The sequence below is a fragment of the Streptomyces sp. NPDC057697 genome (genome assembly GCF_042799335.1).
Taxonomy (GTDB): Bacteria; Actinomycetota; Actinomycetes; order Streptomycetales; family Streptomycetaceae; genus Streptomyces.
In genome coordinates this window covers 335,111-358,740 of sequence record NZ_JBHVJA010000009.1, presented here as the reverse complement: position 1 = coordinate 358,740, position 23,630 = coordinate 335,111, and the positions used below count along the sequence as shown (strand labels likewise).

The following is a 23,630-nucleotide window of genomic DNA, read 5'->3' as shown; positions in this document are numbered from 1 at the left end:
GGTCGTGGTTCCCCGTGATGACAGCCATGGTTAGCGGGGGCCGGGGCGGGGGTCAACGATGTGACGTACTACCCCGTTACGGAGCAATGTCCGAAATGAGACGTTCTGCTCGGTTTCCATGCCCTTCGGGCGGTCCCGTTCCTACTACCCGTCCTAGGATGTGACCTGGGCCCTATGGGTGGCATCACACCCACGGGCCCGATTCGAGGCCCCCGCGCCCGGTCCGGCAGGCGCCGGCGCTCTACCCATGGAGTCCCCTCATGCCGGACATCCACCACTACCCCAAGGCCCCCACCCGCACCCGGGCGATGACCCCCGGGGAGCACATCGAGGCACACCGCCACGACGGCCACCAGGTCGTGTACGCGGGATCCGGCGTCCTCGCGGTCACCACCGACGCGGGAACCTGGTTCGCCCCCGGCACCCGGGCCATCTGGGTGCCCGCGGGCTGCGTCCACTCCCACCGCGCCCACGGACACCTCGCCCTGCATCTGCTGGGCCTGCCCGCCGACACCAACCCCCTCGGCCTCGACACCCCGACCGTCCTCTCGGTCGACCCCCTGCTGCGCGAACTGATCCTCGCCTGCACCCAGGACCCCGAGGACGGCACCCCGGAGCGGCTGCGGCTGCGCGCGGTCCTCCTGGACCGGCTGCGTGCCTCGCCCCAGCAGCCCGTACACCTGCCGACCCCCACCGACCCCCGGCTCAAGGCCGTCTGCGACGTGCTGCACCAGGACCCCGCGGACCCCCGCACCCTGGCCGCCCTGGCAGCCGGGGCGGGAGCCGGGGAACGCACCCTCAGCCGCCTCTTCCGCGGCGAACTGGGCATGACCTTCCCCCAGTGGCGCACCCAGCTGCGCCTCTACCACGCCCTGCGCATGCTGGCCGACGGCGCCCCGGTGACCTCGGTCGCCCACCGCTGCGGCTGGTCGTCCACCAGCGCGTTCATCGATGTCTTCCGACGCGCCTTCGGCTGCACCCCGGGCACGCACAGCCGCCGCCCCTGAACGGGGAGGCGGATTTCCGGCAAGGGTTGGCAGATTATCGGAAGCGCGACATGGAGCCCGGCGACGAGCATGGCGCCATGCCAAGGAACAGATCAATCGTTCTCCTCTCGGTCGGCCACGCCTGCGTGGACGTCTATCAGGGTGCGGTGGCGTCCCTCGTCCCGTTCTTCGTCGCGGAGCGCGCCTACTCCTACGCGGCGGCCTCGGGCATCGTGCTCGCCGCGTCCCTGCTCTCCTCGGTGGCACAACCGGCGTTCGGAGCGCTCACCGACCGCCGGGCCGTACCCTGGCTGCTGCCCGTCAGCACGATCCTGGGCGGTCTCGGGGTCGCGCTCAGCGGCCTCGGCGGTTCGTACCCCCTGACCCTGCTGTTCGTGGCGGTCTCAGGCATCGGGGTCGCCGCCTACCACCCCGAATCCGCCCGCGTCGCACGGCTCGCGAGCAAGGGGAGCCACAGCGCGATGGGGTGGTTCTCCTTCGGCGGCAATGTCGGTTTCGCGGCCGCGCCCCTCGTGGTCACCGCCGTCGTGGCCACCGGCGGACTGCGCCTTTCGCCCCTGCTCGTGGTGCCGGCCCTCGCCGGCAGCGTGCTCTGCCTGCCCGTGCTGCGCGCACTGGAGAGGACGACGTCCGACGGCCCCGGCGCCACCGCCGTGACCGGGCCCGACGACAGGGGCTCGTTCCTGAAGCTGTCGCTCGCCGTGGTCTTCCGGTCGGTCGCCTTCGTCGGCCTGAGCACCTTCCTCTCGCTCTACGCCCGGCAGCGCACGGGCGGCGGCACGACGGCGGGCACGGCCGCGCTGTTCGTCCTCTACCTGGGCGGCGCGGGCGGCACCGTACTGGGCAGCCGGCTGGCCGAGCGGTGGGACCGGGTCACGGTGGTACGCGCGTCGTACCTGATCACGGTCGGCGCGGTCGCCGGTACCGTCTTCGCGCCCGGCCCGGCGATCTATCCGTTCATCGCCCTGACCTCCATCGGCCTGTACGTCCCCTTCTCCCTCCAAGTCACCCTCGCCCAGGACTACTTGCCCTCACGCATGGGCACCGCAAGCGGGATCACCCTCGGCCTGACCGTCAGCGTCGGCGGCCTCGTCAGCCCGGTGATCGGCGCCGTCGCCGACGCGACCTCGCTGCGGACGGCCCTCGCCCCGCTGATCCTGACACCCGCCCTGAGCTGGCTGCTGTTCCGCACCCTGCCCGAACCCGCCACACCGTTCGGAGCCGAGCCGGTGCGCGCGCCCGCACCGGATCGCGGCACCCGGACCGGGCGGCCCGTTTGAATGATCAAAGGAGCATGGGGTTACCATATGAGCGCCGCCTAGCTCGAAAGATAAACCTGTGACTGTCAATGACGACTCGTTCACCAGCTGGAAGAACCGCGAGGAGATCGCGGAGTCGATGATCCCGGTCATCGGGAAACTGCACCGGGAGCGGGACGTGACGGTCCTGCTCCACAGCCGCTCCTTGGTGAACAAGTCGGTGGTCAGCATTCTCAAGACCCACCGATTCGCCCGCCAGATCGCCGGTGAGGAACTCTCGGTCACCGACACGCTGCCGTTCCTCCAGGCCCTCACCACCCTCGACCTCGGCCCCTCGCAGATCGACATCGGCATGCTCGCCGCGACCTACGAGGCGGACGACCGGGGCCTGTCGGTGGCGGAGTTCACCGCCGAGGCCGTCGCCGGTGCCACGGGTGCCAACAAGATCGAGCGCGGCGACGGGCGCGACGTCGTGCTGTACGGCTTCGGCCGCATCGGCCGTCTCGTCGCCCGTCTGCTCATCGAGAAGGCCGGCTCCGGCAACGGACTGCGGCTGCGCGCCATCGTCGTGCGCCGGGGCGGCGGCCGGGCCGTCGACGACCTCGTCAAGCGCGCCTCGCTGCTGCGCCGCGACTCGATCCACGGCCAGTTCCAGGGCACGATCACCGTCGACGAGGCGAAGAACACCATCGTCGCCAACGGCAACGAGATCAAGGTGATCTACGCCAACGACCCCTCCGAGGTCGACTACACGGCGTACGGCGTCAAGGACGCCATCCTCATCGACAACACCGGCAAGTGGCGCGACCGCGAGGGCCTGTCGAGCCATCTGCGCCCCGGCATCGACAAGGTCGTCCTGACCGCTCCGGGCAAGGGCGACGTCCCCAACATCGTGCACGGCGTCAACCACGACACGATCAAGCCGGACGAGCAGATCCTGTCCTGCGCGTCCTGCACCACCAACGCGATCGTGCCGCCGCTGAAGGCGATGGCGGACGAGTACGGCGTCCTGCGCGGTCATGTGGAGACCGTCCACTCGTTCACCAACGACCAGAACCTGCTGGACAATTACCACAAGGCGGACCGCCGAGGCCGCTCCGCGCCGCTGAACATGGTCATCACCGAGACCGGTGCCGCGTCCGCCGTCGCCAAGGCGCTGCCCGAACTCAAGGCGCCGATCACCGGCAGCTCGATCCGTGTCCCGGTGCCGGACGTCTCGATCGCGATCCTCAGCCTGCGGCTCGGGCGCGAGACGACCCGCGACGAGGTACTCGACTACCTCCGCAATGTGTCGCTGACCTCACCGCTCAAGCGCCAGATCGACTTCACCACCGCCCCGGACGCCGTCTCCAGCGACTTCATGGGCTCGCGCCACGCCTCGATCGTGGACGCCGGTGCCACCAAGGTCGACGGTGACAACGCGATCCTCTACCTCTGGTACGACAACGAGTTCGGCTACTCGTGCCAGGTCATCCGCGTCGTCCAGCACGTCTCCGGCGTGGAGTACCCGACCTACCCGGCCCCGGCGGTCTGATCCCGGCGGACGGTCCGCGAAGGGCGCCCGATGCGGTGCATACGCGTCGGGCGCCCTTCGCGCCGCTCACCCACGGGGCCGGGAGCGACGGCGTTCGTCGGACCGGCCCGCCTGCGAAGGCCCGGGGCACGACGCCCGGACGGCTCCCCGCGCACGGCCGCCGCCTCCGGGGTGACGCCCCGGGCCCGCTGTGAGAGCGTCTGGACGTCACAGAATCTGCGGGACGCAGCGGGAGGCGGGGCCCTGATGATGCAGTACGCCGAATACCGAGCCCAGGACGCGGTGGGTCTGGCCGAGTCGGTCGCCCGGGGGGAGGTCTCGCCCGGCGAACTGCTCGATGTCGCCATCGCACGGGCAGCGGCCGTCGACGGCGCACTCAACGCGATCGTCCAGCCGATGCACGAACTCGCCCGGGAGCGGGCGAAGAAGCCGCTGACCGGTCCCTTCGCCGGGGTTCCCTTCCTGGTCAAGGACCTGTCTCAGGACTACGCGGGGCTGCCGACGGGCAGCGGCAGCCGGTCCCTTCGGCATCGTCCCGCCGAGCGGAACAGCGAGGCGGTCGACCGCTGGCTGGACTCCGGGCTGGTGATCTTCGGCAAGACCAACACCCCGGAGTTCGGCGCGAAGGGCATCACCGAGCCGGAGGCGAACGGGCCCACCCGTAACCCCTGGGACCTCACCCGCACCCCGGGCGGCTCGTCCGGCGGAGCGGCGGCGGCCGTGGCGGCGGGCATCGTCCCGGTGGCCGGTGCCAGCGACGGCGGCGGGTCGATCCGCATCCCGGCCGCGTGCTGCGGACTGTTCGGCCTGAAACCCGGACGTGGACTCGTCCCGGCCGGTCCCTCCGTCGCCGAGCACCTGCACGGTGCCGCGACCGAGGGTGTCATCTCACGCAGCGTCCGCGACAGCGCGGCCATGCTCGACGTGCTGACCTCGCGGCCGGACGCGGCGGGGCCCTATCTGCACGCCCGCCCCGAGATCCCGTACGCCGAACTCGCCCGCAGACCCCGCACGTTGCGGATCGGCTTCAGCACCCGCTCCCCCATCGACACCGAGGTCGATCCACAGGCGGTGGCCGCGGTCGAGGACGCCGCGGCGCTGCTCGGCCGGCTCGGTCATGACGTCGGGCCCGCCGAACCGGAGATCGACCAACGGCAGCTCGCCCTCGACTTCCTGGCGATGTGGACCACCCAACTCGCCCACACCGTCGACGGGATCCGCCGGACGACCGGCGCCGGGCCGGAGGACTTCGAGCTCGACACCCATCTGCTGGCCGCCGCCGGGCGCCGTCTCAAGGCCCCGGACTACTACGCCGCCCACGACCGCTGGAACACCTACAGCCGTCAACTCGCCTCCTTCCACAGCCGCTACGATCTGCTCCTCACCCCGACCCTGGCCCGGCCGCCCGTACGGATCGGCGAACTGGACACCCCGGGACCGGTACGCGCCGTGGCCCGGACCCTGATGCGTGTGGGGCTGCTGGGAGCGCTGGCCGGAACCCGGGCGTGGGAGCGCGCGGTGATCGCCAACCTGGCGGCGACCCCGTACACCCAGCTGGCCAACATCACCGGCCGGCCCGCGATGAGCGTGCCCACCTACCGCACGCCCGGGGGCCTGCCCCTCGGCGTGCAGTTCGTCGGCCCGCTGGGCGGCGAGGGGACGCTCCTCGCGCTCGCCGCCCAGATCGAGGCCGAACGCCCCTGGGCACACCTGGAACCCGCGCTCTGAGCACACCGCGGCAGCGTGCCGCGCGGGAGTTCAGGAACGGATGGCCGCCACCCGGCGGTTCATGTGCGCCTCGCGCTCCGCTCTCGTGGCGGGCGCGCCCAGGACGCCGGGGCGCGTCTGCCAGGGCAGCGGCCCGGTCGCGGCCCGGTACTCCACCCCGAGGGCGTCGAGCCGGGGCAGGTGCGCTTCGTACAGCCGGGTGCGGAACTCGTCGAAGTCGTGGGGGCCGGGCCCGCGCCAGAGCGCCTCGGCCACCGCGCACAGCCGGGGAAAGGCGTAGTAGTCCACCATGCGCGGCGAGTCCACGTGCTCGGTCCACAGGTTGGCCTGTCCGCCGAGCACCCGTGCCGCCTGGGCCTCGGTCAGCCCCTCCGGGACAGGGTCGAAGGCATAGGCGTCCTCCAGCGTCACCGGGACGCAGACCGGGATCGGCTCGCCGGGGTGCTCCGACTGCCGGTAGTCGAGATAGACCTGGTCGTCCGGGCACGACACCACGTCGAACCCCCGGCGTGCCGCGGTGACGGCGCCGGTCATCCCGCGCCAGGAGGCCACCGCGACACCCGGCGGGAGCTCCCCCTCCAGGATCTCGTCCCAGCCGAAGACCCGTCTCCCGGCGTCCGCGACATGGGCGGCGATCCGGGCGACGAACCATGCCTGGAGGGCGTTCTCGTCGGCCAGTCCGCGCTCGGCCATCAGTTCCTGGGTGCGCGGGTCGCCCTTCCACTGGTCCTTGGGGCACTCGTCGCCGCCCACACCGATGAAGGTGCTGGGGAAGAGGGCCATGATCTCGTCGAAGACCGCCCGGAAGAAGTCGATGGTCGACTCCTCCGCGTTCAGTGTGTGGGGGCTGACACCCCATCGGGTCATGACCTCCACCGGCTCCCGCGTCACGCCGAGCCCGGGGTAGGCGGCGACGGCCGCCTGGGAGTGTCCCGGAACGTCGACCTCCGGGACGACCGTGACTCCGTGCTCCGCCGCGTGGGCGACGATCTCCCGGATGTCGTCCTGGGTGTAGTAGCCGCCGTGGGGCCTGTCCTGCGTCCTGTCGTCGAGCGTCGAACCCAGCTGGGACGACGCACGCCATCCGCCGGTCTCCGTGAGGCGGGGGTAGCGCAGGATCTCCACACGCCAGCCCTGGTCGTCGGTGAGGTGGAGGTGGAGGGTGTTGAGGCGGTGCACCGCCATCAGCTCGATGAAGCGCAGCACCTCCCGCTTGGGCAGGAAGTGCCTGGCCACGTCCAGCATGACGCCGCGCCAGCGGAAGCGCGGCGCGTCCTCGACGACCGCTCCCGGCACCGCCCACCGCTCGTCGGTGATCCGGGCGCCGCGGTAGACCCGGGGCGGCAGCAGTTGCAGCAGCGCCTGGCAGCCGTGGCGGACCCCGTCGGCGTCCCCGCCCTCGATGCGGACGCCGGCCGGACCGGACTCCAGGCGGTATGCCTCGGCCCCGAGTTCCGGACGGAGGGTCAGCGCGATGCCCGGCCCCGTTCCCTCCGCGGTGACCGGCAGGGGCAGTCCCGTCGCGGGGCGCAGCGCCGACTGGAGCCGGGCGGCCGGGCCGGCCAGGGCGGCGGGGGCGGTGATCGTGGTGTTCGCGTCGAGGGGGAACTCTCCCGGTGCGGACCGTGCCGTGACGGGCCGGGGCACCAGCATGGGGGTCGTCATTTCTGCCGTACCTTTCGACGGGCCCGTGCCGCGAGGACACCCGCCCTACATATGCAGAGACTTTGGTAAAGGCGGGGCCGGAACGCGCCGTGGCCGGGACGACGGTTGCGGGCGGTGGATCCGGCCGGCGTGGTCAGGACGAGGGTTCGGGCAGCACCATGTCGACGTCGTAGAGCCGCGCGTCCACGTGGTCGAGGGCGAGCCGTACGGCGCCCAGCACCACGGCCTGGTCGGAGAGGGAGGAGACCGCCAGCGCCGGGGGCTCCAGACACAGCGGGTCGAGATGCCGCCGCAGCGGCTCCAGCAGCACATCGCCCGAACGCGAGACCCCGCCGCCGATCACGACGAGTTCCGGGTCCAGGGCCAGGACCAGGGCGGCGATGCCCTCGGCCAGGTCGTGCGCGTACTGTTCGACGGCCCAGCGGGCCGCCGGTTCACCGGTGCGGGCGCGGGCGAACACGTACTCGGCGGCCTCCTGGGGCAGGATGTCCGGCGGCATCTTCGGATATCCGGTCAGATGCGAGGTGGCCCGCTGCCAGCCCACCAGGGGCAGGGCGCCGATCTCGCCGGCCGCCCCGCCGCGCCCCCGGTGCACCCGGCCGCCGATCAGGAGTCCGGCCCCGGTGCGGACTCCTGACAGGACGAAGGCCACGTCGTCCACGCCCCGGGCCTCGCCGATCCAGCCCTCGGTGAGCGCGGCGAGATTGCAGTCGTTCTCCACCAGCACCGGGCAGTCGAAGTCGACGGCCATCTCGCCCGCGAGGTCCAGACCGTCCCATTCCGGCAGGCCCACACAGCGTTTGACCAGGCCGTCGTGGCTCACCACGCCCGTGGTGCCGACGCAGACGGCGGCGAGCTGGGCGCGGGTGACCGCCGCGGACTCCAGCGCGCCCGCGGCCGTCGCGCGCACGGCGGCCAGCCGGACGGCTCGCCCCGCCTCCGCGCTCACGCCTTCGGTGCGCGAGGCCACGACGGTGCCGTCGAGATCGGCCACGGCCGCCCGGATGCTGTACGAGCCGATGTCGATCCCGAGCACGTAGTCACCGGTCGAGTGGAAGCTGAACAGCCTGGCGGGGCGGCCCATGTGGCCGGATTGCGGCGGCAGTTCCTTCAGCCATCCCGAGCCGAGCAGTTCCTCGGTCAGGCTCTCCACCGTGGGGCGGGACAGACCTGTGCGCTTGGTGACCTCGGTGAGGCTGAGCGGGCCCTGACCGCGCAGGGCGCGAAGTGTCGTGACCAGGTTGATGCGCCGCAGCCGTGAGGTGTCTCCTCCGGAAATTGTCACCGTCACTCCCTTGACAGGCTCTGTACCCGAGAAATAAAAACAGGTTGCATTAGTAAGTGGCAAGTCCGAGGGGGTATTTGTGGTCACTCTCGCCATCATCGGGGCGGGGCTGCGCGGTATGAGCTATGCGCGGCGTGCTCTGGAGACCGGCCTGGCGCGTGTGGTGGCCGTGGCCGAGCCGGATCCGGAGCGCCGGCGTGGCATGGCGGCCGCGCACGGCGTTCCGGCCGAGAACGTCTTCGCCGACTGGCGGGATCTGCTCGCCCGGGACCGGCTGGCCGACGCCGTGGTGGTCTCGACGCAGGACAGCATGCACACGGAACCCGCGGTGCGGGCGGCAGACCTCGGCTACCACCTGCTCCTGGAGAAGCCGATGGCGCAGAGCGAGGAGGAGGCCGTCGCCATCTCCGCGGCCGCCGACCGCAACGGCGTCCTGCTGGCCGTCTGCCACGTCATGCGCTACACCCCCTACACCATCAGGCTCAGGGAGCTCATCGCCGAGGGACGCATCGGCGAGGTGATGAACATCCAGCACCTGGAGCAGGTCGGCTGGTGGCACCAGGCCCATTCGTTCGTACGGGGCAACTGGCGCAGTCAGGAGGGCTCGGGTCCGCTGCTGATGACCAAGGCCTGCCACGACCTGGACTGGATCGCCCACGTCAAGGGCGCGCTGCCCGAGCGGGTGTCCTCGTTCGGCAACCTGGTGCACTTCCGGGCCGGGAACCGGCCCGAGGGCGCGGCGGACCGGTGCGTGGAGTGCCCGGTGGAATCCACCTGCCCCTACTCCGCCAAGCGCATCTACCTCGACTGCCTGGGGGACGCGGACAAGGAGTTCTGGCCGCTCTCCGCGGTCACGGCCGACCACACCGAGGAGGGCGTGCTCGCGGCGCTGGCCGAGGGCCCGTACGGCCGGTGCGCGTACACCTGCGACAACGACGTGGTCGACACGCAGGTGGTGACCATGGAGTTCGCCGACGGCACCTCGGCCACCTGCACGGTGACCGCGTTCGCGGCGCTGGAGCACCGCAAGACCCGGATCTTCGGTACCCGGGGCTCCATCGACGGCGACGGGGTCGTCCTGCGCGTGCACGACTTCGTCACCGACGAGGTCACCGAGATCGACACCGGTGCCAACGGCGATCCCACGGCGGCGACCGGGCACGGCGGCGGTGACGCGGCCCTGTTCGACGCCTTCGTCGACGCCATCGGCAAGGACGACCCCTCGCTGGTGCTCACGGACGGCGCCGAGAGCCTGGCCACGCACCGGGTCGTCTGGGCGGCCGAGCGCGCCCGCCGCACCGGCACCGTCGTCACCCTCCTGCCGGGCTGATCCCCGGCCGTCGCACCACGCCCGCGGAATCCCGCGCCCACCAGTCACCCTCACGAAAGGCACACTCCCGTGCGTAAGTTGACAGCCATGCTCACCGTCGGAGCTCTCGCACTGAGCGTAGGCGCCTGCGGCAAGAAGAACGGCTCGGCCGCCTCGGACGAGGCGGTCGTCTACACCTCCTCCTGGGGCGCCGACGAACCCCAGGGCAAGCTCATCCGGTCGATAGCCGACGACTTCACCAAGGCGACCGGCACCGAGGTCGACCTGAAGTTCGTGGGCCGCAAGGGCACCGACACCCTCCCCACCGAGATGACCGCGGGCCAGGGCCCGGACCTCTTCGACACCTCCACCGACAGCGTCGGCGCCTTCGTCGCCCAGAAGCTCGCCGCGCCGCTCGACGACGTCCTGGACATGGAGGTGCCGGGCGAGGGCAAGAAGGTGCGGGACGTGCTGCCGGAGTCCGTGCGGAAGGCGTCGACCGACGACGGCCACGTGCGCTTCATCGCCCACACCGTGATCTCCACCGCGGTCTGGTACGACGCGTCCAAGCACCCGGACCTCGCCCCCAGGACGTGGGACGAGTTCATCGCCTACCTCGACGAGGCGAAGAAGGACGGCCGCACCCCGCTGGGCCAGGACGGCACGGTCAACTTCTACAACGCGTACTGGTTCTACTCGGCCCTGGTCCGCTCCGAGGGCGCGGGCAGCCTCAGCGCCCTGGGCAAGGACCCGGCCGCCTGGGACAGGCCGGCCGTCCTCGCGGCGGCCGAGAAGGTGGAGCAGCTGGCCGACGGCGGCTACTTCCAGAAGGACTTCATGGCCACCAAGTACCCCGCCGCGCAGGACGCCTGGGCCCAGGGCACGTACGACCTGAACCTCAACGGCACCTGGCTGGCCGCCGAGACCGGCGCGAAGCTGGCCAAGGGCACCGAGGTCGCCTCGTTCCAGCTTCCGGCCGGCGGCAAGAACTCCGTGGAGGTCGGCACGCTCGGCTGGGGCGTCAACGCCAAGGGCCACAACGTCGAGGGGGCCAAGAAGTTCCTCGCCTTCGCCCTGCAGAAGAAGTACGAGGCGAAGATCTCCGACACCGCGCACAACATCCCCGCGCGCCCGGACGTGCCCGCGCCCGGTTACCTGGCGGGGGTGCAGAAGGACGTCGCCGAGGCCAAGTACACCCATCGCACCTACGACGACATGGCCGCCGACAAGAACTGGTGGAACAACGTCTTCCTGCCCCTGGACGACGAGTTGCTCTCCGGCAAGATCGATGCCGCGACCTTCGTGAAGAACGGCAAGAAGAAGGCCACCGACTACCTCGCCGGCAAGGGCTGAGCCATGGGAACCGCAACACTCACCCCGCCCGCGACGGCGACGCCGCCCGTCGCGGGCAAGGCGGGCCGGAGGGGCGGACGCCTGCGGCCGGCGCGCGAACGCGCCTTCTGGCCCTTCCTGCTGCCCGCACTGATCGCCTACTCCGCGCTCTTCGTCGTGCCGTCGTTGTTCGGCTTCTGGGTCAGCTTCAACAAATGGGCGGGGCCGGGCTCCGCCATGACGTGGAACGGCCTGGGCAACTACCTGGAGCTGACGCGCAGCGAGGCGTTCCGCACCGCCTTCGTCAACACCTTCGTGCTGGCCTTCGGGGGCGGGGCGCTGGTCTTCGCCTTCACCTTCCTGTCCATGATGGTGCTGCGGCAGGTCAAGGGCCGGGCCTTCATCCGGTCCGTGATCTTCCTGCCGATGATCATCTCGGTGATCGCGGTGGGGGTCGCCATCGGCTTCCTCCTCAATCCGGACGGCGCGGTCAACACGATCCTGGGCTGGGTCGGCATCGAGGGACGGCCGTGGCTGGGCCCGGACATGGTCTTCAAGTGCATCGTCGCCGGGCTCGTCTGGTCGAGCACGGGCTTCTACGTGGCGCTGATGATGTCGGCCGCCGACTCCATCCCGCCCTACCTCTACGAGGACGCCAAGCTGGTCGGCGCCACCAAGTGGGAGCAGTTCCGGCACATCACCCTGCCGCTGACCTGGGACGTGTTCGCGGTGTCGGCCGTGCTGTGGGTGGTCAACAGCCTGAAGGTGTTCGAGATCGTGATCGCCTTCACCACGGCCGGCACTCCGGCCAGCCCGCCGGTCCAGGCCCGCACGGTGGCGGTGCAGCAGTACGCCTCGGTGGCCGGTGGCGGGGTGCCCGAGCTGGGTTCGGGCGCCGCCATGGGCGTCGTCATCCTGATCGTGACGACGGTCCTGATCGTACTGACCCGGCGTGTCACCCGCCGCGAACGTGTGGAGCTGTCATGAGGCGCCTGTTCGGCGACATCCTGGTGCCGCGTGCGACGACCGTCGCGCTCTGGGCCTGGGTCGTCTTCAACCTCGCGCTGGTGGCCTGGGTGGGTCTCCAGTCGCTCAAGGACTCCGGACAGGTCTGGCTGTCGCCGTTCGCGCTGCCGGACACCGTCGAGTGGGGCAACTACTCGGCGGCGTGGAAGGCGGCCGGCTTCTCCGCGGCCGCGCTCAACAGCACCGTACTGACCGTGGTCGGCTCCCTGTTGATCGTCGCGCTGTCGGCGCCCGCCGCGTACGTGCTGGCCCGCTCCGACCGGCGGGCGGCCGGGCGGCTCACCGGGTACTTCGCGATGGGGCTGAGCATCCCGGTGCAGACGATCGTGATCCCCATCATCGTGATCAAGCTGTCCGTCTCCACCTTCATGATCGACTGGGTGACCGGCTGGTGGGACAACCGCATCACGCTCCTGGTCTTCCAGGTGGTGCTGTCGCTGCCGTTCGCCGTGTTCGTGCTCACCGGCTACATGCGCTCGCTGCCCCACGAGATCGAGGAGGCGGCCGAGCTGGACGGCGCGGGTCCGCTGCGCGCCTTCGTCCAGGTCGTGCTGCCGGTGGCCAAGCCGGGCGTGATGACCGTACTGATCCTCAATGTCATCGGCCTGTGGAACGAGACGCTGCTCGCCCTGTTGATCACCCCCACACCTGAGGAGCGCACGCTTCCCGCGGCCCTCCTCAGCCTCTATGGCTCCATGCAGTACAGCTCCGACTGGGGCGCCCTGTTCGCCGGAATCGTGATCCTGGTCTATCCCATGATCGTGCTCTACCTCTGGCTGGGCCGCCGCATCGTCGAGGGCATGACTGCGGGGATCGGTAAGTAACGCGCGACAGAGACCGGCAATCGACCCGGAAGGACCGAGACGTGCCCACCTTGCGCACCACACGTACCCCAAGAACCTCCCCCACCCCGAGGAGACATCTCGCAGGGGCGCTCCTGGCGGCCCTCGCCCTGCCGCTCACCGCGGTGGCGGCGGGGCCCGCCCAGGCGGCGGCCCCGGACCGGCCCCCCGTCCGCGCGACGGGCACCACGTACTACGTCGACGCCGAATCCGGCGACGACGCGGCGTCGGGCCGCGATACGGCGGCCGCCTGGAAGTCCCTGGACAGGGCGAGCCGGTTGACGCTGGGCCCCGGTGACCGGCTGCTGTTCAAGTCCGGCCAGCGGTGGAAGGGCCGGCTCGACGTCCAGGGGGCGGGGGCGCCGGGCGCCCCGGCGTTCGTCGGCTCGTACGGCGGCGGCGCCAAGCCGTTGATCGAGGGCGGCGGCACGACCGATGTGGCGGTCAGGCTCAACAACGTCCACGACTTCACCCTCGACGGCCTGGAGGTGACCAACTGGAGCGACAGCACCACGCCCCGCTCCGGTGTGAACCTCTTCGCCAAGGACGCGGGCAAGCTGTCCAACGTCACCCTGCGCAATCTGAACATCCATGACATCGACGGCCCCGGCGGCAGCACCGTCAGTTCGGCCGGGCTGCTGGTCTCCATCCGCGGCAACCAGACACCCACGTACTTCGACGACCTGGTGGTGGAGAAGAACGAGGTCAGCAGGGTCCGTTCGTACGGCATCATCACCTGGTCCACCTGGTCGCGGCGCAACGGCATGACGAGCCTGTACCCGGTGGAGACCGGCATCCCCGACAGCGAGGTCGTGACCTGGACGCCCAGCACCGGCGTCAGGATCCGCGACAACTACGTCCATGACGTGACGGCCGGCGGCATCACGCCCATGCACACCAAGGGCGCCGTCGTCGAGGGCAACCGGGTCCACAAGGCCGCCAGCGGCCGGCTCAACACCAAGGGCGGCAATGTCGCCATCTGGTGGCAGGGCAACGACGACCTGCTCGTCCAGCGCAACGAGGTGTCGGGCACCGGCTTCAACGGGCCGGGCACCGACGGTCACGGATTCGACGCGGACGCCGACAACAACCACAGCGTCGTCCAGTACAACTACAGCCACGACAACGACGGCGGGTTCTTCATCACCGTCTCCTTCAACGGGGCACCGACCAAGGACACCGTGGTCCGGTACAACCTGAGCAAGGACGACGGGTACGAGGTCTTCAGCCTCTCCACCGAGACGTCGGGCACCCGCATCCACAACAACACGGTCTACGCGAGCGGCCGTGTCGTCACCGTGCACCCGCCCTACGCCGGGGCCGGCGACTATCCGCTCGGCAAGATCGTGCACATCTACAACAACGCGAGCGGCATCGAGATCCGCAACAACATCTTCTACAACCGCACCACCGCCGGTTACGACACCGCCAACGGCACCGTCTACGACTCCAACCTGTACTGGGGCACCGCCGCACCGGTCGCCCCCTCCGGCGACATCAACGCGATCAAGGCGGACCCGAAGCCGGTCTCCATCGGCACCGACCCGGCGGGTTTCCAGCTGCGGGCCGACTCCCCCGCGAGGGGGCGCGGCGCGGCGGTGGCGCAGGGCGGCGAGGACTACTTCGGCAACCCCGTCCCGGCGACCGCTCCTGACCGGGGCTTCCACCAGTTCACCGGGGCGCCGTACCGTCCGGTCGTCACCACGTCGTACCCCACGCTCGGCAACAGCCACGCCTACCGGATGGCCGACGGTGACACCTCGACCGCGTGGAGCAGCGTGGCCACCGGCATCACCTTCCCCGGCACCATCGACATCGACTACCGGCAGCCCACCAGCATCGGCTCCGTCACCCTGTACACCGCCTTCGCCACCGGACAGGGGGTCAAGCAGCTCGACGTGCAGACCTGGAACGGCTCGTCGTGGGTGACGCAGGCGACCGGGCAGCAACTGACCTGGTCCGGCAACACCTCCACCGTCGAGCAGCGCACGATCACGCTGCCGCAGCGGGTCACGACCGAGCGCCTGCGTCTGACGGTCCGCGACGCCCACCTCAAGTGGGGCAACTTCGCGGTCTACGAGATCCGGGCCGCCTGACGGGCGGGGCGGCCGCGACCGCCCCGTCGAGCACCGTGGACACCAGGAAGCCCGAAGGCCTCCCGGACGCGACGACGGGTCGCGCCCCGGGGGGCCTTCGGGCCGTGATCACGCGGTGTGCTCGACGACACCTGCGACGACGACGGTCTCCGCGACGGTGCCGGGGATGTCCTCGGGTGCGGCCCGCAGGATGTCGCGGGAGAGGACCACGAAGTCGGCGGCCTTGCCGACGGTGAGCGAACCCCGCTCGTCCTCCAGGAAGTTGGCGTACGCCGAACCCATCGTGTAGCCGTGTACGGCGGTCTCCACGCTGATCGTCTCCTGGGGCATCCAGGGCGCGCCGCCGTCCAGCGGGCGCCGGGTGACGGCGGTGTGTATGCCGACCATGGGGTCCATCTCGGCCACGTTCCAGTCGCTGGAGAGCGCGAGCACGGCCCCGGCCTCGTGCAGGCTGCGCAGCGGCCAGGCCTTGTGCCAGCGCTCGGCCCCCACGTTCCGCGCCCAGTCCTTGCCGGGGCCGGCGACCTCCGGGGCGCTGTGGCGCGGCTGCATGCAGGCGACCACTCCCAGGGCGGCGAAGCGCGGGATGTCGTCGGGGTCGAGGCATTCCACGTGGACGATCTGGTGGCGGGCGTCCCTCGGCCCGTTGGCCTCGCGGGCCCGTTCCACGGCGTCCAGGACGGTACGGATGCCGCGGTCGCCGGTCGCGTGGACGAAGCACTGGAAGCCGCGGGCGTCCAGCTTGGTCAGCAGTTCGGCGAACTCCTCGGGCGGGTAGAAGGTGTCGCCCCGGTGGTGGCGGCAGCCCGCGTAGGGCTCCAGGAGCGCCGCGGTCCGCGGTTCCACGACGTCGTCGATGTAGAGCTTGAGCGGGCCGACCCGGATCCGGTCGTCGTCGTGGCTCCGGGCCGCGGCGGCGAAGTCGTCGAGGTCGGCGTCCGTGGTGCCGCGCGGGTGGAAGAGGGCCGCGACGATACGGGACTTGAGCCGCCCCTCGGCACGTGCGCGCCCGAAGAGGGGAAGGTCGTCGAGCGAGTTCTGGGGTTCGACCACGGTGGTGATGCCGAAGCCGATGGCGTCGTCCAGGGACTTGGCGAGCCGCCCGTACTGCCGGTCCGGCGAGGCCCACGGGAGGCCCAGCTCCCGCAGGGCCCGGTGGCCGTCGCGGGAGAGGCCCTTGACCGCGAAGTCCTTGATGAAACCGGTGGGTTCACCCGTGGCCGGGTCGGTGGCGGCCTCGCCGAACGGCAGGTCGGTGTGGTCGCGGTCGATGCCGAGGCGGCGCAGGCCCGCGGTGTTCACCCAGGCGGTGTGCACGTCGTAGCTCAGCACGAAGGCCGGGACGTCGCCCGTGGCCGGGTCGAGGTCGTCGGCGGTGGGCATCCGGCCGTCCGGGACGGCCGAGTAGTCGAAGGCCTCCGCCTCGATCCACTCGGCGTCGGGGTTGGCCGTGTGCCAGGCGCGGATGCGGGCGTGGACCTCGTCGAGGGTACGGGCGCCGGAGAGCTGGACGCAGGCGTCGTCCGAGCCGAGCCGTACGTGGTTGTGGGCGTCGATGAATCCGGGGAGCACGAGCTTGCCCCCGGCGTCGATCACCCGGGTGTCCGGCCCCGTCCACTCCCCGGCGCCCTCGTCGGGGCCGAGCCAGGCGATGCGGCCGTCGGCCACCGCCATGGCCTGCGCCTCGGGCAGTGCCGGGTCGACGGTGTGGATACGGGCGTTGCGCAGGACGAGCTGGGCGGGGCGGGCGGGGCTGGCCATCCGAGGTGACTCCTTGTGGTGCGGTGGTGCGGTCGGTCGGTGGTGCGGTGGTGCGGTGGGTCGGTGGTGCGGTGGGTCGGGGCGGTACGTCGCCGCCCCGGTGGTGTCCGGTCAGGACGGGCCGGTGTGCGGTACGACGGTCCGCCGGGCGAGCAGCCAGTAGACGAGCCCCGAGACGACGGAGCCGAGCAGGGTCAGGTCGGCGCCGCCCAGCGGGGCGACCAGCGGGCCGGTCCACAGTTCGGAGTCGCAGGTGAGCCCGGCGAAGACCATCCCGACGAGCAGGGCGGTCATACCGGCCGGGTGGTAGCCGGACCGGTACCAGTAGGCGCCGCCCGGCCCGGCGTGCAGGGCCGGTGCGTCGTAGCGGCAGCGGCGCATCAGCATGTCCGCGAGGAACACACCGCCCCAGGGCGCGAACACGATGATGAGCAGGGAGAGGAAGGACAGCAGGGAGCTGGTGAAGTCGGTGAGGAAGAGCGCGCACAGGGAGCCGGCGGCGGTGACGGCCGCGCTGATGACGATGGCCTTGGAACGGCTCCAGGGGACGCCGAGCACCTGGAGGTTCAGGCTCGACGAGTAGAGGGTGACGATCGAGTTGGTGACCGAGCCGCCGAGGACGAGGGCGAGGAAGAGCGGCTGGAACCATCCCGGCAGCAGCTTCTCGGTCCCCGCCACCGCGTCGGTCATGTCCGTCTGCGTGGCGGCGGCCACCCCGGCCACGCCCAGGGCCACCGAGGAGACGAAGCCGCCGAGGGCTCCGTACCAGGTGAGTGCGCGCATCGAGGTCGTCCTCGGCAGGTAGCGCGTGTAGTCGGCGGGCATCGGCACGTAGGAGAACGGCCCGGCCAGCATCACGACGAAGGCCAGGCTCCACCCGGACGCGCCGGGGTGGGCCGCCGCACCGCCCGTGTCGGCGCCCGGCAGCAGGAACACCAGGAGCACGGCGAATCCGACGGCGAGGACGTACGAGATCCAGCGTTCGGCGAACTGGACGGTGGCATGGCCCCAGAGGGCGACGACGAAGGTCAGCGCGAGGGTGACGAGCAGGGCGAGGGCCCGCCCGGTGCGGCCGGAGGCCCAGCCGAGGTCGGTGAGGAAGGCTTCCAGGGCGAGTGTGCCGACGACGGTGTTGAGGATCGTGTAGCCGATGCTGACCACCCAGTTGAGCATCCCGGCGGGCCAGTTGCCGCGTGTGCCGAAGGGGGCCCGGGAGATCACCAGGGTGGCGGTGCCGGTGCGGACACCGCTCAGTCCGGCGGCGCTGATGGCGAAGAACGCCAGCCCGCCGAGGACGACGACCCCGGTCGCCTGCCAGAACGACAGCCCGAAGGCGACGGCCAGGGCGCCGTTGATGACGTAGGTGAAGGTGAGGTTGGAGCCGAACCAGAGCCAGAACAGGTCCTTCGCTCCGCCGTGGCGGTCCGCGTCGGGGATCGGGTCGATGCCGTGGGTCTCGACCTGGAAGACCTGGTCGGTGGCCATGGTCCCGCCGGGCGCCCTCGCGGTCGTCTCCTGCTGCGTCATGCGGCCTGCCCCTCATCCGTGCGTGCCCCGGGAGCCCGGAACAGTACTTTGAATGCCGTTCTAGAAGTTAGAACGGCATTCAAGGTGTGGGAACGGGGGCCCGTCAAGAGCTCCGCCGAAATCGGCGGCTAAGGTCGTCACCGGATCCATCGGGAGCGGAGGGGTGGCGTGGCAGCGACGGCGCGACGGCGCGACGGGCACCTGGCCCGGGAACGCATGCTGGAGGAGGCGATGACGGCCATCGCCGAGGACGGCCTGGCGGCACTCACCATGTCGGCACTGGCCAAGCGGCTCGGCACCAGCGGCGGCCACATCCTCTACTACTTCGGCAGCAAGGACCGGCTGCTCCTGGAGGTGCTGGGCTGGAGCGAGAACACGCTCGCCGAGGAGCGACGGGAGCTGCTGGCCGGCCGGTCCGGCGCCGAACGGAAACTCGCCCTCTTCCTGGAGCTGTACCTCCCCCGCGGGCCGCGCGATCCGCGCTGGACACTGTGGATCGAACTGTGGGCGCGCACGGCGTCGAACGAGCCGCTGCGACAGGCCCAGGCCGAGATCGACCGCGGCTGGCAGGACGACCTCGAAGCGCTCCTCGCCGCGGGCGTGCGACAGGGCCGCTTCGCCGCCGGCCTCGACACCGCGGAGCGCGCCTCCGAACTCCTGGCCCTGCTGGACGGGTTGAGCACCCGGGTCGTCCTCGGCCAGCGCGGAGCCGACCGGGCGGGCGCGCTGCGCACGGCGCTGTCGGCGGCCCGTCGGCTGATCGAACGGGACTGACCCCGCCACGCCCGGCCCTGGAATGCGGTGGGTCCGCAACATGGTACGGAGGGGGCCGCGTCGACCCGGATTGCGATCGTCGACGGAGGGCCGGGCGGCCCGGCCGCGGCCCTGTCCCCGGAGCGCCGCGGACTTCGGGTGACCTTGTTCGAGCGGGACGGCCGATTCCCGCTCCGCCCGCGTACGACGGCCCCACGCGCGCGGAGCGGGAATCGGCCGCACGACACGCGGGCGGCGCCGCCCGGACACCGGAGGGACCGGAACGCGCTCCCGGCCGGTGACGCGCGCCGGAGCCGCCGGCGCCTCCCGGAGAGGCGTACCGGGCCTTCGGACTCCGGCCGGAGGCGCCGGATGATGACTCGAATACCTTTCGCACCATTTTTGCACTGTTCTCACCCGTACGGGTGGTGTATCACTGGGTGTGGCCATATTGTCGATGCAGGAACGACGGCTGGAAGAAGGGCGCCACGCCCGACGACTGCCCGGGGCGGCGTGGGCTCGACATGAGGCAGCCGAGGAGCCGACATGCAGAAGAGCAAGCTCAGGACAGCGTTCATGCTGGGCGCCGCCGCGGCGTTCGCAGCGGTGAGCCCCCTATCGGCGTCCGCCGCCGGATCAGCACCCGCGTCCGTGACCGCATCCGCGCAATCCAGCCCGTCGGCCCACGCGGTGGCCGTGGACTGCTCCTCACAGCCGCAGGTCCGCCCCGGCGACTTCCTGCTCGCCTGCGGGGACGGCAACAACCGGCTCGTCGACATCCACTGGTCCCACTGGGGTCCGGCCTCGGCGGTGGGCACGGCGCTCGACGCGGTGAACGACTGTCAGCCCTACTGCGCGGCCGGTACGTTCCACTCCTACCCGGTCGTCGTGCGGCTGGACCACCCGGAGACCTGGCAGGCCCATCCCGAACAGCAGCGGTTCACCCAGCTCCACCTCGTCTACACCGACGGCAGCCCCGCGCACACGGAGCGGGTCGTGACGCACGATCTCTGGGGCTGACCTTCCCGGACCCGGCCACGCCGGGGCGCCCGGCCGCGAGGTGATGTGTGTGAACGTTCGCGACTGCACATCGAAAGCACGCGGAATGCGGCGCCCCGGCTATCTGGCGGCCGCCTCCGTGTTCGCCATCGGAATGGCCGGGACGACGTTGCCCACCCCGCTGTACGGGCTCTACCAGCAGCGGATCGGGTTCTCCGAGCTGATGGTGACCGTGGTCTTCGCCGTCTACGCGATCGCGGTCATCACGGTGCTGGTGGTGGCGGGCAACTACTCCGACCGGGTCGGCCGTCGCCCCGTCCTCCTGTGCGCCCTGGCGCTGTCGGCGGCAAGCGCGGTGTGCTTCCTGCTGGAAGGCGGGCTGCCGCTGCTCTTCGCGGGACGGATGCTGTCCGGCTGCGCGGCCGGGCTGCTGAGCGGCGCGGCGACGGCGGCCGTGATCGAGCTGGCGAGTCCGGGGCACCGGGCACGCGCGGGGTTCGCCGCGACCGCGGCGAACATGGGTGGCCTGGGCTGCGGGCCGCTGCTCTCCGGGATCCTCGCGCAGTACACCCCCTGGCCGCTGACGCTCCCGTTCTGGGTCCATCTGGGACTGGTGGCGGCGGCCTGCCAGATCACCTGGCTCCTCCCCGAGACCGTCGTCGATCCCCAGCGTCTGCCGCCCCTGAAGCCGCAGGGCCTGACCGTTCCGCCCGAGGTGAAGACGGTCTTCCTGCCCGCCTCGCTGGCGGCCTTCGCCGGATTCGCCCTGCTCGGTCTGTTCACCGCCGTGGCCCCGAGCTTCGCCGCGAAGACGCTGGGGGTCCACAACCTGGCCGTCGCGGGTGCCGTGGTCTTCTCCGTGTTCCTCGCCTCAACCGCCGGGCAGTCCCTGACCCGGCGGATCGGCGCACGCCGCGCGCTCCCGGTCGGCTGCGCCGTCCTCGTCACCGGTCTGCTGCTGGTGGCCTCGTCGCTGGCCGTCGAGTCCCTGCCGCTGCTCGTCGTGGGAGCCCTGTGCGGCGGCACCGGCCAGGGGCTCGCCTTCCGCGCGGCGCTCACCCTGATCAGCGCCGCGGCCCCGGCGCAGCACCGCGGCGGCACCATCTCGGCGTTCTTCGTCGTCGCCTACGCCGGCATCTCCGTACCGGTGGTCGGGGTCGGCGCCCTGGCCGTCCTGCTGGGACTGCGCCCGGCCGGGCTGATCTTCACGGGCTGCGTGGTACTGCTGGCGGCGGGCGCGGGCGCGTACGCCGCGCGCAGGCTGCCCCAGGACCAGGACCCTCGGGCGGCTTCCTCCCGGATCCGAGCGCCTTGACCGAACGGCGCGCCGACGGCCCGTCCGCGTACGGTCCGGCTCCGGTGGCCGGGTTCCCGCCTCCCGGTGGCGGCTCCGGCCCGGTCTGGTCAGCATGGACCCATGTCGCTCGGTCAGGGAGGTCTCATGTCCATCGCGGTACTCGGCGCGACCGGCGGGCAGGGGGGCGCGGTCGTCGCCGCCCTGCTGGAAGCCGGACATCCGGTGCGGGCGGTGGTGCGCGATCCCGGTGGCGGCCGTGCCCGGTCGCTGGCGGCGGCCGGGGCGGAGGTCGTGCCGGGGGACCTGTTCGACGCGGTCTCGCTCGCCGAAGCGTTCCGGGGCACGACGGCCGCGTTCGCCGTGACCACCCCCTTCCAGGACGGCCTGGACGCCGAGGTCGCCCAGGGCGAGGCGATCGTACGCGCGGCCTCGGACGCCGCCCTGCCGCATCTGGTGATGGCCTCCGTGGCCGGCGCGGACCGTGACACCGGTGTCCCGCACTTCGAGACCAAGGCCAGGACCGAGGAACTGCTGGCGGCCTCGGGGCTGCCCGCGACGGTGGTGGCGCCGACCTATTTCTACGACAACGCGCTGAGCGGCCTGGACGAGGTGGCCGCGGGCATCCTCACCATGCCGATTCCCGGGGACACCCCGCTCCAGCAGGTGGCCCGGCGGGATCTGGGCCGGGTCGTGGCCGCGGTCGTCGCCGACCCGGACCGCTGGATCGGACGGCGGGTCGAGGTGGCGGGCGACGATCCCACGCCGCTCCGGATGGCCGCGGAGATCGGGCGGGCCGCGGGCGGCACGGTCGAGTTCCGCCAGTCGTCGCTGGAGGAGCTGCGCACCGCCGACCCCGACATGTTCGCCATGTACAACTTCTTCGTGCGCACCGGCTACCAGGTGGATCTGTCGGCGTTGCGCGAACAGTTCCCCACCGTTCCATGGACTTCCTACGGTGCGTGGGCGGACGCCCAGGACTGGCCGAGGCCCGCCTGACGCCCGCCCTCGCGCACCGGGTCCACTACCAGCTGACGGCGATCCGCCGCGGGCTGCGGGAGGTGGTGCCCAGGTGCCATTCGACCGCGTCGGCGGGCTCTGCCAGGCTCAGTCCGGGCAGCCGCGCGGCCAGCCGGTGCAGGGCGAGCTGGAGTTCGAGCCGGGCCAGCCAGGCGCCCAGGCAGTAGTGCGCCCCCGCGCCGAACGACAGGGTGGGCGCGGCCAGCGGTGCGAAGAGGTCCTCGAACGGCCCCGGCGGAAACACCTCGGGGTCACGGTTGGCCGTGCCGCACTCGGCGAGCACCACCGAACCCGCCGGGATCACCACACCACCGACCTCCGTGTCGACGGCGGTATGGCGCGCGGTCCCCCGGTCGTCGCCGAGCGGAATCAGATGGAGCAGGCGCTCGGCGAGCGTCCCGGCGGCCTCCTCGTCCGCCCCGAGGCGGGGCCAGACCTCCGGCCGTTCACCGAGCAGGTAGAGCAGCGCGTTGCCGAGCATCGTCATGGTGCTGTCATGGCCGCCCACCACCAGCCCGCAGACCAGGTCGACGAGTTGGCTCTCCGGCACGCCCCCCTCCTCGTCGGCCGCCGTGACCAGCACACTGGTCAGGTCGTCGCCCGGCGCGCGCCTCCGCTCGGCCAGCAGCTCCGCGCCGAACGCGGCGAACTCCGCCAGCGCGGAGGCCATTTCCTCCTCGGGGTGCGAACCGTCGGAGAAGGCGTACTGGCTCCAGTGGCGCAGCCGCTCCCGGGCCGCGGCGTCGAGGCCCATCAGCCTGCTGACCACCGCGACCGGCAGCGGCAGGGTGAAGCCGGCCACCAGATCGGCCGGGCGTGCGCTGTCCACGAACTCGTCCAGGCACTGTTCGACGATGGTCGCGATCCAGGGCCGCCAGCGGGCGACGGCGCGCGGCGTGAAGGCGCGCCGCATGGTGCGGCGCAGCCGGAGATGGTCCTCTCCGTCCTGGTTGAAGATCAGGTCGAGGCTGCTCACCAGGCCGGATTCGCCCGGCAGCGACGGGGCGTCGGGGGTGTGGAGCCCGGCGCGTCCGAACCTGCTGTCGGTCAGGACCTTGCGGACGTCGGCGTAGCGGCTCACCTGCCAGGCCCGTGTCCCGTCGGGCAGCTCGACGAGCCGGGGCGGTCCGGGTGAGTCGAACGACAGACGGTGGAGCGGGGGCATCGACGGACCGGGGCGGACATGGGCGTCG

Annotated in this window: 18 protein-coding genes; 13 read left to right on the top strand and 5 right to left on the bottom strand. The window is 71.5% G+C overall.

Translation table 11 applies throughout. The features are described 5' to 3' along the window. Positions 1-260: 260 nt before the first annotated feature. The 4 genes from ACFVFH_RS23985 (at position 261) to ACFVFH_RS23970 (ending at position 5,528) form a co-directional block, all read left to right on the top strand. Complete coding sequence (locus ACFVFH_RS23985; RefSeq protein ID WP_383772106.1) at positions 261-1,007, top strand: AraC family transcriptional regulator; 747 nt, start codon at positions 261-263, stop codon at positions 1,005-1,007. 77 nt (positions 1,008-1,084) lie between these two features. Continuing rightward, entirely contained in the window at positions 1,085-2,287 is a 1,203-nt protein-coding gene (locus tag ACFVFH_RS23980; RefSeq protein WP_383772104.1) for an MFS transporter, read from the top strand. A 58-nt stretch (positions 2,288-2,345) separates the two neighbouring features. Continuing rightward, complete coding sequence (locus tag ACFVFH_RS23975; RefSeq protein WP_383772102.1) at positions 2,346-3,800, top strand: glyceraldehyde-3-phosphate dehydrogenase; 1,455 nt, start codon at positions 2,346-2,348, stop codon at positions 3,798-3,800. Positions 3,801-4,046: 246 nt separating this feature from the next. After that, complete coding sequence (locus ACFVFH_RS23970) at positions 4,047-5,528, top strand: amidase (RefSeq protein WP_383772100.1); 1,482 nt, start codon at positions 4,047-4,049, stop codon at positions 5,526-5,528. Positions 5,529-5,558: 30 nt separating this feature from the next. Here ACFVFH_RS23970 and ACFVFH_RS23965 read toward each other — a convergent pair whose 3' ends face one another. Next, positions 5,559-7,193, bottom strand: a complete 1,635-nt coding sequence (locus ACFVFH_RS23965) for a beta-N-acetylhexosaminidase (protein ID WP_383772098.1) — start codon at positions 7,191-7,193, stop codon at positions 5,559-5,561. Between the two features lie 133 nt (positions 7,194-7,326). After that, entirely contained in the window at positions 7,327-8,478 is a 1,152-nt protein-coding gene (locus ACFVFH_RS23960; RefSeq protein ID WP_383772096.1) for an ROK family protein, read from the bottom strand. A gap of 79 nt (positions 8,479-8,557) precedes the next feature. On the opposite strand from ACFVFH_RS23960, the gene ACFVFH_RS23955 reads away from it, so the two are divergent. The 5 genes from ACFVFH_RS23955 to ACFVFH_RS23935 all read left to right on the top strand — a co-directional run bounded on the left by ACFVFH_RS23955 (position 8,558) and on the right by ACFVFH_RS23935 (position 15,083). Next, positions 8,558-9,808: a Gfo/Idh/MocA family protein gene (locus ACFVFH_RS23955; RefSeq protein WP_383772094.1), complete on the top strand. Its 1,251-nt coding sequence runs from the start codon at positions 8,558-8,560 to the stop codon at positions 9,806-9,808. An 87-nt stretch (positions 9,809-9,895) separates the two neighbouring features. Then, on the top strand, positions 9,896-11,140 hold the full coding sequence (locus tag ACFVFH_RS23950) for an ABC transporter substrate-binding protein (protein WP_383772092.1): 1,245 nt from the start codon (positions 9,896-9,898) through the stop codon (positions 11,138-11,140). Between the two features lie 3 nt (positions 11,141-11,143). Then, positions 11,144-12,106, top strand: coding sequence for a carbohydrate ABC transporter permease (locus ACFVFH_RS23945; RefSeq protein WP_383772090.1), 963 nt, complete (start codon positions 11,144-11,146; stop codon positions 12,104-12,106). Beyond that, a complete protein-coding gene (locus ACFVFH_RS23940; protein ID WP_383772088.1) occupies positions 12,103-12,969 on the top strand; it encodes a carbohydrate ABC transporter permease in 867 nt (288 codons plus the stop codon). Before ACFVFH_RS23945 ends, ACFVFH_RS23940 begins: the two co-directional genes overlap by 4 nt. A 41-nt stretch (positions 12,970-13,010) precedes the next feature. Continuing rightward, positions 13,011-15,083, top strand: a complete 2,073-nt coding sequence (locus tag ACFVFH_RS23935) for a discoidin domain-containing protein (protein WP_383772086.1) — start codon at positions 13,011-13,013, stop codon at positions 15,081-15,083. 108 nt (positions 15,084-15,191) lie between these two features. Here the strand turns inward: ACFVFH_RS23935 and ACFVFH_RS23930 are convergent, their stop codons facing one another. After that, the gene (locus tag ACFVFH_RS23930) at positions 15,192-16,844 is read right to left on the bottom strand and encodes an amidohydrolase (RefSeq protein ID WP_383772084.1); all 1,653 of its coding nucleotides are present in this window, start codon (positions 16,842-16,844) and stop codon (positions 15,192-15,194) included. Positions 16,845-16,955: 111 nt separating this feature from the next. Further along, positions 16,956-18,371, bottom strand: coding sequence for a purine-cytosine permease family protein (locus ACFVFH_RS23925; protein ID WP_383772082.1), 1,416 nt, complete (start codon positions 18,369-18,371; stop codon positions 16,956-16,958). 168 nt (positions 18,372-18,539) lie between these two features. Between ACFVFH_RS23925 and ACFVFH_RS23920 the strand changes: the two genes are divergently transcribed. From ACFVFH_RS23920 to ACFVFH_RS23905, 4 genes are all read left to right on the top strand, one after another. Next, the gene (locus ACFVFH_RS23920; protein WP_383772080.1) at positions 18,540-19,145 is read left to right on the top strand and encodes a TetR/AcrR family transcriptional regulator; all 606 of its coding nucleotides are present in this window, start codon (positions 18,540-18,542) and stop codon (positions 19,143-19,145) included. Between the two features lie 525 nt (positions 19,146-19,670). Beyond that, positions 19,671-20,144 carry a hypothetical protein gene (locus tag ACFVFH_RS23915; protein WP_383772078.1) on the top strand — a complete coding sequence of 158 codons (474 nt, stop codon included), beginning with the start codon at positions 19,671-19,673 and terminating at the stop codon, positions 20,142-20,144. Positions 20,145-20,229: 85 nt separating this feature from the next. Next, on the top strand, positions 20,230-21,438 hold the full coding sequence (locus ACFVFH_RS23910) for an MFS transporter (RefSeq protein WP_383772130.1): 1,209 nt from the start codon (positions 20,230-20,232) through the stop codon (positions 21,436-21,438). Positions 21,439-21,564: 126 nt separating this feature from the next. Then, on the top strand, positions 21,565-22,416 hold the full coding sequence (locus ACFVFH_RS23905) for an NmrA/HSCARG family protein (protein WP_383772076.1): 852 nt from the start codon (positions 21,565-21,567) through the stop codon (positions 22,414-22,416). Between the two features lie 25 nt (positions 22,417-22,441). Here the strand turns inward: ACFVFH_RS23905 and ACFVFH_RS23900 are convergent, their stop codons facing one another. Continuing rightward, a complete protein-coding gene (locus ACFVFH_RS23900; RefSeq protein ID WP_383772128.1) occupies positions 22,442-23,602 on the bottom strand; it encodes a cytochrome P450 in 1,161 nt (386 codons plus the stop codon). Between the last annotated feature and the right edge of the window lie 28 nt (positions 23,603-23,630).

Coding starts and splice junctions, on each gene's coding strand:
- ACFVFH_RS23985 (WP_383772106.1), top strand. CDS start 261: ATGCCGGACATCCACCACTACCCCAAGGCCCCCACCCGCACCCGGGCG.
- ACFVFH_RS23980 (WP_383772104.1), top strand. CDS start 1,085: ATGCCAAGGAACAGATCAATCGTTCTCCTCTCGGTCGGCCACGCCTGC.
- ACFVFH_RS23970 (WP_383772100.1), top strand. CDS start 4,047: ATGATGCAGTACGCCGAATACCGAGCCCAGGACGCGGTGGGTCTGGCC.
- ACFVFH_RS23965 (WP_383772098.1), bottom strand. CDS start 7,193: ATGACGACCCCCATGCTGGTGCCCCGGCCCGTCACGGCACGGTCCGCA.
- ACFVFH_RS23950 (WP_383772092.1), top strand. CDS start 9,896: ATGCTCACCGTCGGAGCTCTCGCACTGAGCGTAGGCGCCTGCGGCAAG.
- ACFVFH_RS23945 (WP_383772090.1), top strand. CDS start 11,144: ATGGGAACCGCAACACTCACCCCGCCCGCGACGGCGACGCCGCCCGTC.
- ACFVFH_RS23940 (WP_383772088.1), top strand. CDS start 12,103: ATGAGGCGCCTGTTCGGCGACATCCTGGTGCCGCGTGCGACGACCGTC.
- ACFVFH_RS23930 (WP_383772084.1), bottom strand. CDS start 16,844: ATGGCCAGCCCCGCCCGCCCCGCCCAGCTCGTCCTGCGCAACGCCCGT.
- ACFVFH_RS23925 (WP_383772082.1), bottom strand. CDS start 18,371: ATGACGCAGCAGGAGACGACCGCGAGGGCGCCCGGCGGGACCATGGCC.
- ACFVFH_RS23915 (WP_383772078.1), top strand. CDS start 19,671: ATGCAGAAGAGCAAGCTCAGGACAGCGTTCATGCTGGGCGCCGCCGCG.
- ACFVFH_RS23910 (WP_383772130.1), top strand. CDS start 20,230: ATGCGGCGCCCCGGCTATCTGGCGGCCGCCTCCGTGTTCGCCATCGGA.
- ACFVFH_RS23905 (WP_383772076.1), top strand. CDS start 21,565: ATGTCCATCGCGGTACTCGGCGCGACCGGCGGGCAGGGGGGCGCGGTC.
- ACFVFH_RS23900 (WP_383772128.1), bottom strand. CDS start 23,602: ATGCCCCCGCTCCACCGTCTGTCGTTCGACTCACCCGGACCGCCCCGG.